Source organism: Massilia arenae (genome assembly GCF_008014745.1).
In the GTDB taxonomy this organism is placed as follows: domain Bacteria; phylum Pseudomonadota; class Gammaproteobacteria; order Burkholderiales; family Burkholderiaceae_D; genus Telluria; species Telluria arenae.
Genome location: NZ_VPFD01000003.1, coordinates 260,846 through 274,103, shown reverse-complemented (window position 1 = coordinate 274,103; position 13,258 = coordinate 260,846). Strand labels below are relative to the sequence as shown.

Below are 13,258 nucleotides of genomic sequence, written 5' to 3'. Positions count from 1 at the left end.
GGTATTAGTTGCACTGAGCGTAAAAACTCTTAAAAAACCACATCATTGTTACATTTTAGTTGTATGATTTGGACCCCATGGCTTCTCATCCACAAGGGAGAGGTAGCCGCCCGTCCAGTCTCAACAACCCAGTATCACGATGAATTCAACGAATGAACGGGAGAGCTTCAGTGAGCGACTGCAGCAGGCGCTGAAGAACGCACACTACTCTCCCGACAGCCCGACCCGCCTCGCCCGAGAGTTTAATATCCGCTTCGAAGGCCGTCCTATCACGGTCCACGCCGCCCGCAAATGGCTGGTAGGCGAAGCCATCCCCACCCAGGAAAAGCTGCGCATGATCGCCCAATGGCTGGGCGTGCCGGCCGATTGGCTGCGCTTCGGCGGCGCCGAACAGGCCGCCAGCCTTGATGCCGCCAACGGTGGTGGCGCCCGCTTCGAATCGGCCGACGTCAAGCTGATCGCCGACCTGCAGCGCCTGGATGACCACCACCGCCAGCTGGCGCGCGAGTTCATCCGCATGCTGGTGCGCATGAATCACCAGAAACCAGAAGCGAAGTAAGCCGGCTTCCCCGGGGCTTGCACTTTTCGTCATGCCGGGCCGCACAAACGGCCGCAGCTGGGTCATAATCTGTTCAGGTGGCAGCATGTTCGCCACCGCCCCAGGACCACCAGGAGCAGCTGACGCATGCGAAACAACTACGCCAATACCGCCCAGCTCAAGGATTTGATGACGGCGCCGCCCATGACGGCAGCGCGTCATGCCGAGGTCATGCGAGAACGCAACGCCCGGCGACGGATGCTTGAAGAGGCGCGCGAGTTGAAGAAGTCCGAAGATAAGCAGTACGACGACAAACGCTGAACGCGTGCGCCGGCAGGACGCTGGCGCGCGTTCAGGCGTCTTGTTCGCCCTTCATGCCGCCCCAGCGGGCGGCCTGGGCATTCTCTATCCCTAATAAATCCACGACACGGTCTACCGTGTGCTCGACCATGTCTGCGATCGTCGCCGGCCGGTGATAGAAGCTTGGCAGGGGAGGGAAGATGATGCCGCCCATTTCGGTCACGGCCGTCATATTGCGCAAGTGGGCCAGGTTGAAGGGCGTTTCGCGCACCATCAGGACCAGGCGCCGGCGTTCCTTCAGGATCACGTCGGCCGCGCGTGTCACAAGGTTATCAGAAAAACCATGGGCGACCGCTGCCAGCGTTTTCATCGAACAGGGGGCAATCACCATGCCGTCGGTCTGGAACGAGCCGCTGGCAATCGAGGCCCCGACGTCGCGGTTGCGATGGACGACGTGGGCCAGCACTTCGACCTCGCGCCGCTGCAGGCCGAGTTCCTGGTGCAGGGTGAGGGAAGCGGCGTCGGAAACGACCAGGTGGGTCTCGACGCCCGGGGTGGCATGCAGCCGCCGCAACAGCTGCACGCCATAGGCCGCGCCGGTCGCGCCGGTGATGGCGATGACGATCCGACGCTCGGCCATGCGATCAGCCGTTTTTCAGCAGGGCCTGCAGTTCGCCGGAGTCGTACATCTCGTTCATGATGTCGGTGCCGCCGATGAACTCGCCGTTCACGTACAGCTGGGGCACGGTTGGCCAGTTCGAGAAGTCCTTGATGCCCTGACGCACTTCAGGGTCGTCCAGCACATTGACGGTGGCAACGTTGTCAACGCCGCAGGCTTTCAGGATCTGGATGGCGCGGCCCGAGAAGCCGCACTGCGGGAACTGGGCGGTGCCCTTCATGAACAGCACGACCGGGGTGGAGGTCACGGTTTCTTTGATCCAGGTTTGCACGTCGCTCATTTGATTCTGCCTTTGGAAAAGGAATAAGTAGATGGCGACATTCTATAACGACTTGGCCGACGAAGTTGGCCAAGTCGCCCCCGCGCAGGCGGGGGCCCAAGTTTCGCCAGAGCCGACGAAGTTGGCCAAGTCGCCCCCACGCAGGTGGGGGGCCAAGTTTGCTACATCGTCGGCAGCTGGCGGTCTGCGGTATCATCGACTGGTTCAAGATTACCAAGAAACACGATGAAGACGTTTGCTACCTTGCCCCCCGTGGCCATGTGGGTGTTCGCGGCCTTGCTCGGGCTGCCCGCCTTGTTCGATATCGCCAGCGCCCTCTCGCGTGGCTGGTTCGCCGGTATCTTCTTCGCGCTAGGGCCCCTGATGATGGCGCTGTACCTGGCCTGGTGCGCGTTGCAGCGCCGGGCCGGCCGCGCGGCGCTGCTGGAGTCGCCGCGCGTCGCCCTGATCGGCTACATCTGCTTCGGCGCCTTCGTCGGCAGCTTCCTGGTCAAGATCATGACCCAGGGCTCGACCCTGAGACTGCCAGGCTTATGACGGTATGCAGCCGGCATTGCGGTATGATCGTCCGGTTTGTCATTCGATTATTGGAGTAAAGATGCAGCAACCCCGCCCGCGCGTACCATCGCCGAACATGAACTTCGTGATCGCCGCCCTGCTGGGCGTTCCCGGCCTGCTGAACATCTATAGTGGCATCACGCGCTCCAGCGTGGGCGACATCCTGTCCGGCGCGGCAGCCCTGGTGTACGCCGCGCTGCTGGTGCGCGACGCCCTGCACATCAAGAAGACCGGCCTGCCGGCCATTCCGCAGGCGCGCATGCTCCTGATCGGCTTCGGCTGCCTGACGGTCTACCTGATCGGCATGTTCATGAAGCACAGCGGATAAACGTTTTTCCCAGGCAGATCGACACGGCACGGCCGGCATAGCGGCCGTAGGGCGATACCTCGGCGTAGCCGTGCCGGTCGTAGAAGCCGACCGCGCGCAGGTTCACGCGCCGGGTCGACAGCCATAGCGCGCCATAACCGTAACCGGCGGCCAGCCGTTCCAGCTCAGCGAGGATAGCCGCGCCGGCCCCGCTGCCGGGATGCGCATACATCCGCTTGATTTCACCCACCCCATCTTCGAGCGGACGCAGCGCGCCGCAGCCGACCGCGGCGCCTTGCGTATCGTAGGCGATCACGAAGACCGCGCCGGTCCCACGGCAATCCTGCGGGTCGAACGACGAGGCGCCGCTGTCGCCCGTGATGGCGGCCAACGCCGCGTCGAGTTGCGCGACCAGCCGCCGTGCATCCAGGCTGTCCGGATCGACGCTGGCCAGCCGCAGCATCCGCTTATTTTCCGCGCAGCTTGGCGAAGGCGTCGGCCATCGCATTATTGGACTGCGGCGCCGAACGTTCCTGGCGCCCGTGCTGGGCCACGCGCTTGGCGTCCGTGCGGTCGGGGCGCTGCTCCGGCCGCGAACCGGCCTGCGGCGCGCTGTCCGACAGGCGCATGGTCAGTGCGATGCGCTTGCGCTTGGAGTCCACTTCGAGCACCTTGACCTTGACCACCTGGCCGGCCTTGACCACCGTGTGCGGATCCTTCACGAAGGTGTTCGACAGCGCCGAGATGTGGACCAGCCCATCCTGGTGCACGCCGATGTCCACGAAGGCGCCGAAGGCCGCGACGTTGGTCACGACGCCTTCCAGGATCATGTCCGGACGCAGGTCCGAGATCTCTTCCACGCCTTCCTTGAAGGTGGCGGTGGTGAACTCCGGACGCGGATCGCGGCCCGGTTTCTCCAGCTCCTTCAGGATGTCGCTGACGGTCGGCACGCCGAATTTGTCGTCCGCGTACTTCGACGGATTCAATCCCTTGAGCAGCCCGGCGTCGCCGATCACCGCCTTCATGTCGCGCTTGACGTCGGCCAGGATTTTTTCGACCACCGGATACGATTCCGGGTGCACCGCCGATGCGTCCAGCGGATTGGCGCCGTTCACCACGCGCAAAAAGCCCGCCGCCTGCTCGAAGGTCTTGTCGCCCAGACGGGGTACCTTCTTGAGCGCCGCGCGCGAGGCGAAGGCGCCGTTGGTGTCGCGGTAGGCCACGATGCCCTGGGCCACCGTGTTCGACAGGCCCGACACCCGCGCCAGCAGCGGCGCCGAGGCGGTGTTCACGTCCACGCCCACGGCATTCACGCAATCCTCGACCACCGCGTCGAGCGAGCGCGCGAGCTGAGTCTGAGACACGTCGTGCTGGTATTGGCCGACGCCGATCGACTTCGGGTCGATCTTGACCAGTTCTGCCAGCGGATCCTGCAGGCGGCGCGCGATCGAGACCGCGCCGCGCAACGACACGTCCATGTCGGGCAGTTCGCGCGATGCGAATTCGGACGCCGAATAGACCGAGGCGCCTGCCTCGGACACCACGATCTTGGTCAGCTTGAGTTCCTGGTTTTGCTTGATCAGGTCTTGCGCCAGCTTGTCGGTCTCGCGCGAGCCGGTGCCGTTGCCGATCGAGATCAGCGACACATTGTGCTTGGCCGCCAGCTGGCCCAGCGTGTGCAGCGCGCCATGCCAGTCGTTGCGCGGCTGGTGCGGGTAGACGGTGGCGGTATCGACCACCTTGCCGGTGGCGTCGACCACGGCGACCTTGACGCCGGTGCGCAGGCCGGGATCGAGACCCATGGTGGCGCGCTGGCCTGCCGGCGCCGCCAGCAGCAGGGCTTTCAGGTTGCGCGCGAAGACGCCGATCGCGTCCTGTTCCGCCTTGTCGCGCAGGGCGCCCATCAACTCGGTATCCAGGTGCATGAAGCTTTTTACGCGCCAGGTCCAGCGCGCGGTGTCCTGCAGCCACTTGTCGGCCGGGCGACCCTGCGCCTTGATGCCGAAGCGCGCCGCGATGCGGCCCTCGCACGGGTTCAGCGGCGCATCCCACTTCGGCTTTTCGGGTTCCGAATCCAGGCGCAGACTTACGTCCAACACGCCCTCGCGGCGGCCACGCAACAGGGCCAGCGCGCGGTGCGACGGCACGGCGGCGAGGGGCTCGTTGTAGTCGAAGTAGTCGGCGAACTTTTCGCCCTCGTCTTCCTTGCCGGCGACGACCTTCGATTCGACCACGCCGTGGTCCTGCACGTATTCGCGCAGCGATTGCAGCAGTTCGGCATCCTCGGCAAAACGCTCCATCAGGATCTGGCGCGCGCCGTCCAGGGCGGCCTTGGTGTCGGCCACGCCGGGGTTGGTGCCGCCGTCGGCATTGGTGAACGCTTCGCGCAGGTATTCACCAGCGACTTGCTCCGGATTCAGGGCCGGATCGGCCAGCAGGGCGTCCGCCAGCGGCGCCAGGCCGGCCTCGATCGCGATCTGGGCCTTGGTGCGGCGCTTCTGCTTGTAGGGCAGGTACAGGTCTTCGAGGCGGGTCTTGTCTTCCGCCATGGCGATGGCCTGCATCAGCTCGGGCGTCATCTTGTTCTGTTCCGTGATCGACGCGACGATCGACGCGCGCCGGTCTTCGAGTTCGCGCAGATAGCGCAGGCGTTCTTCGAGCAGGCGTAGCTGGATGTCGTCGAGGCCGCCCGTGGCTTCCTTGCGGTAGCGGGCGATGAAGGGCACGGTGGCGCCTTCGTCGAGCAAGGCGATGGCGGCGGCCACCTGGGCCGGGCGAGCGGCGAGTTCTTGGGCGAGGCGTTGTTCGATGGAGGGCAGCATGTGAATCGTTGTATCGAAGATCAAGCGGCCAATGATACGCCCTCATCGACGATGCGCCAGTCTTGACAGCGTGTCGCGGACATGAGAGAACAACCGGTTGACGAGAAAGCGTGCGCAGTGCGCACGGATGAGATTTGTCCGCTACGTGCGATTCCGAACAAAACGGAAGTGTTCGTATGCGAGATAATGCCGTTTATTGCCTTTTTTGATACGAAGCCACGAGACCCAATGACCACAGTCGATTATCTTCGCGAGAAAGCCAGCGACGCACCTCCGGTCCGCGCCCCCGCACGTTCCCCGGCCCTTCCGGCGCCGGTGGTGAGCTGGCTGCAACGGGTCGAGGCTGCGGCCCACCCCCAGCCGAAGCTGACCGATGAAGTCGTCGACCCCAAGGCCGCGCAGTACAAATTCGTCTACGTCATGGCGCCCACCAGCGGCGGCCGCCACGTCGCGCTGTGCTTGTGCAAGGCGCGCCTGCGTCCGAACGGCGACGTGGCCGCGGCCAGCCCGGTCAGCGAAGTGTTCTCGCTGCTGTCGGCGCCGCCCGCCTATCTCGAAGGCGACGACGTCGACCTGGTGCGCTTCTTCATCGCCATGCGCAGCGGGTCGGCCCAGGGCACCAGCGCCACCGAACCCAAGGGCAAGGTAGGCGCGATCCTGCTGCAGATGCTGCTCGATCAGGGCAAGCTGCTGTGGGCGAACTCGTGGTCCGACATGGCCAGCGGCCTTGTGTATCCCTTGCAGGGCGGCCCGACCCGCCTGGCCAGCCTGGCCTGGCGCGACGAAGGTCGCGTGTCCAAGCTCGGATGGTCGGTGGAGCCGGTCGGTGGCGCCGCCACCCACAGCGCGGCCGACCAGATCGACTACATGCTGCCGACCGATCCGCCGTGGTACATCGACAACCTGTCCTGCGGGCCGCTCGAACTCAATCGCGGCGGCATCGACATCTCGCTGGCCGAACTACAGGCCCTGGTGGCGCAAGCCCCGGCCCTGACCGGCACCGATAAAAAACGCGTCTCGCAGCTGCTGCTGGCCCACGGCCTGCAGGGGCTGATGCCATTGCCGCAGCCGCTCACGCAGCGCCTGCGGAATGACGTCAAGCCGATTCCGCACCTGCTGCTCGACGCCGTGCAGCTCGCCGACGGCAACGTCACGCGCTGGCAGGACTTCGCCGTGCTGGCCTTCGACTACGACGGCCAGCGCGTCTCGTTCGACCCGTCGCAGCGCGTGGTGCGCCAGATCGGCGACCTCACCGAAATCATCGAACGCGACCCGAAGGCCGAGAGCGACGCGCTGGATAAGCTGGGCGAGATCGGCTTTCGCAAGCCGGCCACCGCCCCATTCAACGCCATGGCCGGCGCGCTGCAGCTCGAAAGCCAGGCGCACTGGCTGCGCTTTGCCGAGAACGACGTCGACGCGCTGTCCGACGCCGGCTGGCACCTGCAGAAATCGAACAAGTACCGGTACGACGTCGTCCCGGTCGAAGACTGGTATGCCGACATCGACGAACCGGCCGAAGCAGGCAATGCCTGGTTCGAGCTGGAGCTGGGCATCGTGGTGGCGAAGAAGCGTGTGCCACTGCTGCCGGTGCTGGTGCAGCTGATCCGCAGTGCGCCGCTCGAATTCGACCCGGCCGTGCTGGCCGCCCATGCCGAGGCCGACCAGATGCTGGCCGTGCTGCCTGACGGCGTGCGCGTGGCGCTGCCGTGGGGCCGTCTCAAGCCGATCCTCGCCACCCTGGGCGAGCTGTACTTCAACGACAAGATCAAAGGCAAGCTGCGCCTGTCCACGCTGGACGCGGCGCGCCTCGAAGAACTGGCGCGCGGCGTCGAGCTGCGCTGGACCGGCGGAGAGCGCTTGCGCGAGACCGGCCGCAAACTGAGCCAGTTCGGGGCCGTGAAGAAGGTCGAGGCGCCTGCCGGCTTGCAGGCCACTTTGCGCGACTACCAGCTCGACGGCCTGTCGTGGATGCAGTTCCTGCGCGAGTACGACCTGGGCGGCATCCTGGCCGACGATATGGGTCTCGGTAAAACGGTGCAGACGCTGGCCCACATCCTCACCGAGAAGGAAGCCGGCCGTCTTACCAGCCCGGCCCTGGTGATCGCCCCGACCAGCCTGATGGCCAACTGGTTCGACGAAGCCGCGCGTTTCGCGCCGAGCCTCAAGGTGCTGCTCCTGCAGGGCAAGGAGCGCATGGACCAGTTCGACCAGATCGACGGCGCCGACATCGTCCTGACCACCTATGCGCTGCTGCCGCGCGATGAAGAAGAACTGCGCAAGCACCACTACCACCTGGTGATCCTGGACGAATCGCACTACATCAAGAACACCCGTTCCAAGGCGGCGCAGACGGCCGGCTCGCTCGACGCCAGTCATCGCCTGTGCCTGTCGGGCACCCCGCTCGAGAACCACCTGGGCGAGCTGTGGTCGCAGTTCCACTTCCTGCTCCCGGGCCTGCTGGGCGACGAGAAGACCTTCAACACGCAGTTCCGCCATCCGATCGAGCGGCAAGACGATCCGGTGCGCCGCACCCTGCTCAATCGCCGCATCCGTCCCTTCCTGCTGCGCCGCACGAAAGACCACGTGGCCAAGGAACTGCCAGAGAAGACCGAGATGGTGCGCCGCATCGAGCTGTCCGGCCCGCAGCGCGACCTGTACGAGACCGTGCGCCTGGCGATGGACAAGAAGGTGCGCGACGAGATCGACCGCAAGGGCGTGGCGCGCAGCCAGATCGTCATCCTCGAGGCGCTGCTCAAGCTGCGCCAGGTTTGCTGCGATCCACGCCTGGTGAAGTCGATGCCGTCCAAGAAGAACACGGCGGCGATATCGGCCAAGCTGACCGACTTGATGCAGATGGTCGAAGACTTGCTGGGCGAAGGCCGCAAGATCCTCGTGTTCTCGCAGTTCACCAGCATGCTCGGCCTGATCGAGGAAGAACTCGACGCGCGCAACATCCCGTACGCCATCCTCACCGGCGAGACGCGCGACCGTTCGGCCCAGGTGGCGGCCTTCCAGCAGGGCGCGGTGCCGATCTTCCTGATCAGCCTGAAAGCCGGTGGCGTGGGCCTGAACCTGACCGCAGCCGATACCGTGATTCACTACGACCCGTGGTGGAACCCGGCGGCAGAGAACCAGGCGACCGACCGCGCCTGGCGCATCGGGCAGGACAAGCCGGTGTTCGTCTATAAGCTGATCGCGAAAGGCACGCTGGAAGAAAAGATCCAGCTGCTGCAGCAGAAGAAGTCCGAACTGGCGCAGTCGATCCTGTCCGAAGGCGAATCGCAGAAGATGGCGCTGACGCAGGAAGACCTGCAGGCGATCTTCGCGCCGCTGGACGACTGATCCGCTACCCCTTCACCGTAACGCATGCACGTCGTTACCTCCACTGGAGGTAACGACTTCCCGCGGAGGCGGGAACCCAAGTTCTCCAGCATTGCCACTTACTTCGAACGTAGTGGCGTGCCTGCAAACTTGGGTTCCCGCCTGCGCGGGAACGACGTTTTCAGACTGCAGGCGGCGTTCCGCCGAGGTGAGTGAGCAGGCTGCGCATCGGCGACGACAAATCTTCCCAGTCCTTCCAGCACAGGCATAGCTGGCGCCGCGCCCACGGCTCGTCCAGCGCGATCGTGCGCAAGCCATGGCGGCGCCGGTTGCGGCTGGCCACGTTCTGCGGCACGATCCCGATGCCCACGCCATGCCCCACCATCTCGCATAATCCCGTGAACGTCGTCATCCGGATGCGCAGCGCCAGCGCGCGTCCGGCGTCCAGCGCCTGCGCATCGATATAGTCCTGCAGGGCGCTGCCATGCGTCAGCCCGACGAAGGCTTCATGCAGTACGTCCGCCAGGCGCAGCGCGTTCGCTGCCGCCAGCCGGTGTCCCGGCGCCATGATCAGCACCAGGTGATCCCGTTCGACCGGCTGCAGGTGCAGGCCCGGCGCCTCCACCGCATCCGACACCACGCCCGCCTCGACCAGCCCGGCCGCAATGGCACGCACGATGTCGGCGCTGGTGCGCTCCTTCAGTTCGACGTGCAGGCGCGGACGTTCGGCCAGCCAGGGCGCGAGCTGGCGCGGCATGAATTCGGCCAGCGCGGCGGTATTGGCATGCAGGTGCAGCGTGCCCTGGGCGCCCTGCGCGAAGTCGCGCAGCTCGCCCTTGAGCAGCGCCTGCTGGCGCAGGATCAGGCGCGCGTGGTGGGCCAGCGCCTCGCCGGCCTGGGTGGCGACTACGCCGCGCGGACGGCGTTCGAACAGCATCACGCCGGCATCGAGCTCGATGCTGCGCAGCCGCTCGCTGGCCGAGGCCAGCGCCAGGTTGGCGCGCGCGGCGCCGGCCGAGATGCTGCCGGCGTCGAGGATGCACAGGAACAGCTGCAGGTCGGCCAGGTCGAGGCGCATGGGATGTCCTTCTATGCGTACATTCATTGCCTTCGGAGCGGCCGAAGGCGTTGACGTGAAAACCGCATTGTGCCGGGCCTGGCGCGCTGGTTCAATACGCACCATGAACGAATCCAACTTTCTGCTGGCCATCCTGGCCGCGACTTTCCTGGCCGCGGGCCTGGTCAAGGGCGTCACCGGCATGGGCCTGCCCACGGTGGCCATGGGCTTGCTGGGCACCGCCATGGCGCCGGCCGCCGCCGCCGCGCTGCTGGTGCTGCCATCCTTCTTGACCAATGTGCTGCAGATGACGGCGGGGCCGGGCGTTCTCCGGCTGGTAGCGCGCCTGTGGCCGATGCTGCTGGGGACCGTGGTCGGCACGGCCGGCGGTGTGGTGCTGCTGGCGCGGGTCGATCCGCAGACGGCGAGCCTGGCGCTGGGCCTGACCCTGATCCTGTACGCCGGCTATGCGCTGGCGGCGCCGAACCTGGCGCTGGCGCGGCGCCATGAAGTCTGGCTGGGGCCGGTGGTGGGCGTGGCGACGGGACTGGTCACCGGCGCCACCGGGGTGTTCGTGGTGCCGGCCGTGCCCTATCTGCAGGCGCTGCGGCTGGACAAGGATGAACTGGTGCAGGCGCTCGGGCTGTCGTTCACGGTGTCGACCGTGGCGCTGGCCATCGGCCTGGCGACGCACGGCGCTTTCGAGCTGGAGCAATTGGGCCTGTCGGCGCTGGCCATCGCGCCGGCGCTGCTGGGAATGTGGATCGGGCAGGCGATCCGGGCGCGCATCAGCGCAAGACGCTTCAGGCAGTGCTTCCTGGCGTTCCTGATCGGACTGGGGCTGGAGCTGGCGTCGCGCTCGCTCGCCTGAGCGCTGGCGGAGTGAATGAAAAAGGGCCGCATGCGGCCCTTGTATCATTTGTAGAAAGCTTCGACCTTGCCCTTGAGCTTGATGAGCATCGGCTTGCCCTTGCGATCGAGGGTCTTGCCGGCGGCGACCTTGATCCAGCCTTCGCTGAGACAATACTCTTCGACGTCGTAGCGATCCTTGTCGTTGAAGCGAATGCCGATTTCGTGCTGGAACACGTCACGGTTGTGGAAAGGGCTGCTCGGGTCAATCGACAGCCGGTCTGGGAGCGGGGGGAGGGTTGCGGTATCGTTCATAGTGCGCGAATTATCCCTCAACTCCTATCCGAATGGCGCATTTGTTTATTTCCCGCTTAAGCTGGTATCTGTTGTTCAATATCTATTCGCACAGATCATGAAATGGATCTTGCCGATATATTTCACAAATATTGTTGCACAGCTATATACTTGGCGGTAAACCTCGAACACTTGCCAGTTGGTTAAGAAAGATCCCGATCATGTCCAGCCCCGATACCGCCGTCCAGTCCTCCGTGTTGGGTAGCCAAGACGACGAGGCCTTGCCGGCGCGGCAGTTCCGTGCGATCGCCGAACTGGGCGGCGGCGTGGCCTTCGCCATCGCGCTGCCGGCGCGTCGCCTCGCGTATCTCAGCCCGGCCTTCGGCGCGCTGAGCGGCTTCGACGGCGAGGCGCTGCAGCGCGCGCTCGACGGCGACGGCGTCTCGCCCCTGGCACCGCTCGCGGCCTGGCTGCGCGAGGCGGCCGACGGCGCGCCCGGCGCGCGTAGCCAGCGCGAATTCGACCTGTTCGACGCCGAAGGCCGGCCGCTGGCGATGGAAGGATTTGCCACGGTGCTGGCCGACGCTGCTCCGACCCTGGTCGGCCAGCTGCGCGACCTGTCGGCGCGGCGCGGCCATCAAAGCGAGCAGAAGCGCTTTGCCAGCATGCTCAACCACGAATTTCGCACCCCGCTGGCCACCATCGACGGCGCCATCCAGCGCCTGGAGGCGACCTCGAGCCACGCCGACGAGGCCACGCGTACGCGCTATCGCAAGATCGGCGCCGCGGTCGATCGCCTGATCGCGATGCTCGACGAATACCTGTCGCCGGACCGCATGGCCGCGCTTGGTCGCGCGCGTCAGCCGAACACGATCACCGTACGCGACCTGGTCGAGAGCGGCGCCACCCAGATCCGCGCGGCTGGCCGCGAAGCCGCGCTGCGGCAGGAAGAACTCCCACTGACCCTGCGCGGGGAGCCGGAAGGCCTGCGGCTGGCGCTGAAGGTCCTGATCGATAATGCACTGGCGTTTTCGCCGCCGTCGGCGCCCGTGATCCTGCGTGCGCGGCGCAGCGGCGGCGGGGTCGAGCTGGCAGTGATCGACGGCGGCGCCGGCGTGCCGCTGGAAGACGTGGCGCGGGTCTTCGACAAGGGCTACCGCGGCCGCAACGCCGCCGGCCTGGCCGGCAGCGGCCTCGGTCTTTACATGGCGCGCTCGATCGTCGAGGTGCATGGTGGCGTGCTGAGCCTGGCGCCGGGAGCGGATGGCGCAGGCGCCGAATTCCGCCTGTGGATGCCTGCTTTGGCCCTATAGAGGAACAACTCCTTGCTTCATAGAGGCTCAGCAACGATAATCGGACCGCAACCCGGCAAGGATAACGCTACCATTGGTATCATTGTCGGGTTAAAGAACACTATGGCCAAGGCATGACCCAGATACTGATTGTTGAAGACAATGGCGAGTACGCCGACGACATGGCCGAGTTCCTGAAGGAGCTCGACCATGACGTGACGATCGCCAGGACCGCCAGCGAAATGTGGGCGGCGCTGACGCGCACCCCGGCCGCGGTAGTCGTGCTCGACCTTGGTTTGCCGGACGAGGACGGTTTCAATGTGATTCCGCGCATGCGCCAGCTCTACCCCGAGATCGGCTTGCTGGTGTTGACCGGCCGGGTGGCGTTCGACCACCGCATCCTGGGCCTGCGCCTGGGCGCCGACCACTATTTGACCAAGCCGATCAAGTTCCCCGAACTGGCGGCCCACATCGAAGCCCTGGACCGCCGTGTGCGACCGCCCGATCCGGCCCCAACCCCGAGCAAGTGGACCCTGCGCGTGAGCGCGCGCCAGCTCGAGCTGATGGGCAAGGTGATCGACCTGACCGAAAAAGAGTGCAATTTCCTGCACCTGTTGACGATCAACACCCGCCCGGTGCCGCGCCATGTGATCGTGGCGGGCATGGGCGGCGAAGACCCGGACGCCAGCCGCCGGGTCGACATGCTGGTCTACCGCCTGCGCAAGAAAGCCCGCTCCGGCCTCGGCCAGGACCTCCCCCTGCGCAGCGCCTACGGCGAAGGCTACAGCCTCTCCGCCGGCTTCACCCTCTCCTAATTAGGGTCAGAGTCGAATTATTGGCCAATAGCCACTCGGACAATTAGGGTCAGAGTAGAATTATTGGCCAATTTCTTCGGTAATCTTGCCATTTTTACCCAAATTTGCGCAGAATTGCTTGGCTTTGATTGCTCCAGGCTTCTGTG

General features: G+C 65.4%; 14 protein-coding genes. 8 read left to right on the top strand and 6 right to left on the bottom strand.

What is annotated here, in order from left to right; translation table 11 throughout:
- Nucleotides 1-139 precede the first annotated feature (139 nt).
- Nucleotides 140-559, top strand: coding sequence for a hypothetical protein (locus tag FVD38_RS03830; RefSeq protein ID WP_147933591.1), 420 nt, complete (start codon nt 140-142; stop codon nt 557-559).
- Nucleotides 560-685: 126 nt separating this feature from the next.
- Nucleotides 686-859: a hypothetical protein gene (locus tag FVD38_RS26400; RefSeq protein ID WP_170976722.1), complete on the top strand. Its 174-nt coding sequence runs from the start codon at nt 686-688 to the stop codon at nt 857-859.
- A gap of 31 nt (nt 860-890) precedes the next feature.
- Here FVD38_RS26400 and FVD38_RS03825 read toward each other — a convergent pair whose 3' ends face one another.
- Together FVD38_RS03825 and grxD are read right to left on the bottom strand one after the other, a co-directional pair.
- A complete protein-coding gene (locus FVD38_RS03825; RefSeq protein ID WP_147933590.1) occupies nt 891-1,478 on the bottom strand; it encodes a UbiX family flavin prenyltransferase in 588 nt (195 codons plus the stop codon).
- Nucleotides 1,479-1,482: 4 nt separating this feature from the next.
- Entirely contained in the window at nt 1,483-1,797 is a 315-nt protein-coding gene (gene grxD / locus FVD38_RS03820; RefSeq protein ID WP_123070195.1) for a Grx4 family monothiol glutaredoxin, read from the bottom strand.
- A 225-nt stretch (nt 1,798-2,022) separates the two neighbouring features.
- Here grxD and FVD38_RS03815 point away from each other — a divergent pair, with 225 nt between their 5' ends.
- Together FVD38_RS03815 and FVD38_RS03810 are read left to right on the top strand one after the other, a co-directional pair.
- The gene (locus FVD38_RS03815) at nt 2,023-2,334 is read left to right on the top strand and encodes a hypothetical protein (RefSeq protein ID WP_147933589.1); all 312 of its coding nucleotides are present in this window, start codon (nt 2,023-2,025) and stop codon (nt 2,332-2,334) included.
- A gap of 61 nt (nt 2,335-2,395) precedes the next feature.
- Nucleotides 2,396-2,683, top strand: a complete 288-nt coding sequence (locus FVD38_RS03810; RefSeq protein ID WP_147933588.1) for a hypothetical protein — start codon at nt 2,396-2,398, stop codon at nt 2,681-2,683.
- Here FVD38_RS03810 and FVD38_RS03805 read toward each other — a convergent pair.
- Nucleotides 2,664-3,125, bottom strand: a complete 462-nt coding sequence (locus FVD38_RS03805; RefSeq protein WP_147933587.1) for a GNAT family N-acetyltransferase — start codon at nt 3,123-3,125, stop codon at nt 2,664-2,666. The two genes, FVD38_RS03810 and FVD38_RS03805, sit on opposite strands and share 20 nt — an antisense overlap.
- A 4-nt stretch (nt 3,126-3,129) precedes the next feature.
- On the bottom strand, nt 3,130-5,484 hold the full coding sequence (locus FVD38_RS03800) for a Tex family protein (protein ID WP_147933586.1): 2,355 nt from the start codon (nt 5,482-5,484) through the stop codon (nt 3,130-3,132).
- Nucleotides 5,485-5,712: 228 nt separating this feature from the next.
- On the opposite strand from FVD38_RS03800, the gene FVD38_RS03795 reads away from it, so the two are divergent.
- Entirely contained in the window at nt 5,713-8,826 is a 3,114-nt protein-coding gene (locus FVD38_RS03795; RefSeq protein ID WP_147933585.1) for a DEAD/DEAH box helicase, read from the top strand.
- Nucleotides 8,827-8,986: 160 nt separating this feature from the next.
- On the opposite strand, the gene FVD38_RS03790 is transcribed toward FVD38_RS03795, so the two are convergent.
- Nucleotides 8,987-9,883 (bottom strand): LysR substrate-binding domain-containing protein, encoded by an 897-nt coding sequence (locus FVD38_RS03790; RefSeq protein ID WP_147933584.1) that lies wholly within the window; start codon nt 9,881-9,883, stop codon nt 8,987-8,989.
- A 103-nt stretch (nt 9,884-9,986) separates the two neighbouring features.
- On the opposite strand from FVD38_RS03790, the gene FVD38_RS03785 reads away from it, so the two are divergent.
- Nucleotides 9,987-10,733, top strand: coding sequence for a sulfite exporter TauE/SafE family protein (locus FVD38_RS03785; protein WP_147933583.1), 747 nt, complete (start codon nt 9,987-9,989; stop codon nt 10,731-10,733).
- A 44-nt stretch (nt 10,734-10,777) separates the two neighbouring features.
- Here the strand turns inward: FVD38_RS03785 and FVD38_RS03780 are convergent, their stop codons facing one another.
- A complete protein-coding gene (locus tag FVD38_RS03780) occupies nt 10,778-11,026 on the bottom strand; it encodes a DUF3297 family protein (protein WP_123071180.1) in 249 nt (82 codons plus the stop codon).
- 200 nt (nt 11,027-11,226) lie between these two features.
- Between FVD38_RS03780 and FVD38_RS03775 the strand changes: the two genes are divergently transcribed.
- Nucleotides 11,227-12,318, top strand: a complete 1,092-nt coding sequence (locus tag FVD38_RS03775; protein WP_229493387.1) for a sensor histidine kinase — start codon at nt 11,227-11,229, stop codon at nt 12,316-12,318.
- Nucleotides 12,319-12,431: 113 nt separating this feature from the next.
- Nucleotides 12,432-13,112: a response regulator transcription factor gene (locus tag FVD38_RS03770; protein WP_123071179.1), complete on the top strand. Its 681-nt coding sequence runs from the start codon at nt 12,432-12,434 to the stop codon at nt 13,110-13,112.
- Nucleotides 13,113-13,258 lie beyond the last annotated feature (146 nt).

What these genes read in the sequence shown, in the direction of transcription:
- grxD (WP_123070195.1), bottom strand. Translation starts at nt 1,797, where the DNA reads ATGAGCGACGTGCAAACCTGGATCAAAGAAACCGTGACCTCCACCCCG.
- FVD38_RS26400 (WP_170976722.1), top strand. Translation starts at nt 686, where the DNA reads ATGCGAAACAACTACGCCAATACCGCCCAGCTCAAGGATTTGATGACG.
- FVD38_RS03795 (WP_147933585.1), top strand. Translation starts at nt 5,713, where the DNA reads ATGACCACAGTCGATTATCTTCGCGAGAAAGCCAGCGACGCACCTCCG.
- FVD38_RS03815 (WP_147933589.1), top strand. Translation starts at nt 2,023, where the DNA reads ATGAAGACGTTTGCTACCTTGCCCCCCGTGGCCATGTGGGTGTTCGCG.
- FVD38_RS03800 (WP_147933586.1), bottom strand. Translation starts at nt 5,484, where the DNA reads ATGCTGCCCTCCATCGAACAACGCCTCGCCCAAGAACTCGCCGCTCGC.
- FVD38_RS03830 (WP_147933591.1), top strand. Translation starts at nt 140, where the DNA reads ATGAATTCAACGAATGAACGGGAGAGCTTCAGTGAGCGACTGCAGCAG.
- FVD38_RS03785 (WP_147933583.1), top strand. Translation starts at nt 9,987, where the DNA reads ATGAACGAATCCAACTTTCTGCTGGCCATCCTGGCCGCGACTTTCCTG.
- FVD38_RS03775 (WP_229493387.1), top strand. Translation starts at nt 11,227, where the DNA reads ATGTCCAGCCCCGATACCGCCGTCCAGTCCTCCGTGTTGGGTAGCCAA.
- FVD38_RS03810 (WP_147933588.1), top strand. Translation starts at nt 2,396, where the DNA reads ATGCAGCAACCCCGCCCGCGCGTACCATCGCCGAACATGAACTTCGTG.
- FVD38_RS03770 (WP_123071179.1), top strand. Translation starts at nt 12,432, where the DNA reads ATGACCCAGATACTGATTGTTGAAGACAATGGCGAGTACGCCGACGAC.
- FVD38_RS03805 (WP_147933587.1), bottom strand. Translation starts at nt 3,125, where the DNA reads ATGCTGCGGCTGGCCAGCGTCGATCCGGACAGCCTGGATGCACGGCGG.
- FVD38_RS03780 (WP_123071180.1), bottom strand. Translation starts at nt 11,026, where the DNA reads ATGAACGATACCGCAACCCTCCCCCCGCTCCCAGACCGGCTGTCGATT.
- FVD38_RS03825 (WP_147933590.1), bottom strand. Translation starts at nt 1,478, where the DNA reads ATGGCCGAGCGTCGGATCGTCATCGCCATCACCGGCGCGACCGGCGCG.
- FVD38_RS03790 (WP_147933584.1), bottom strand. Translation starts at nt 9,883, where the DNA reads ATGCGCCTCGACCTGGCCGACCTGCAGCTGTTCCTGTGCATCCTCGAC.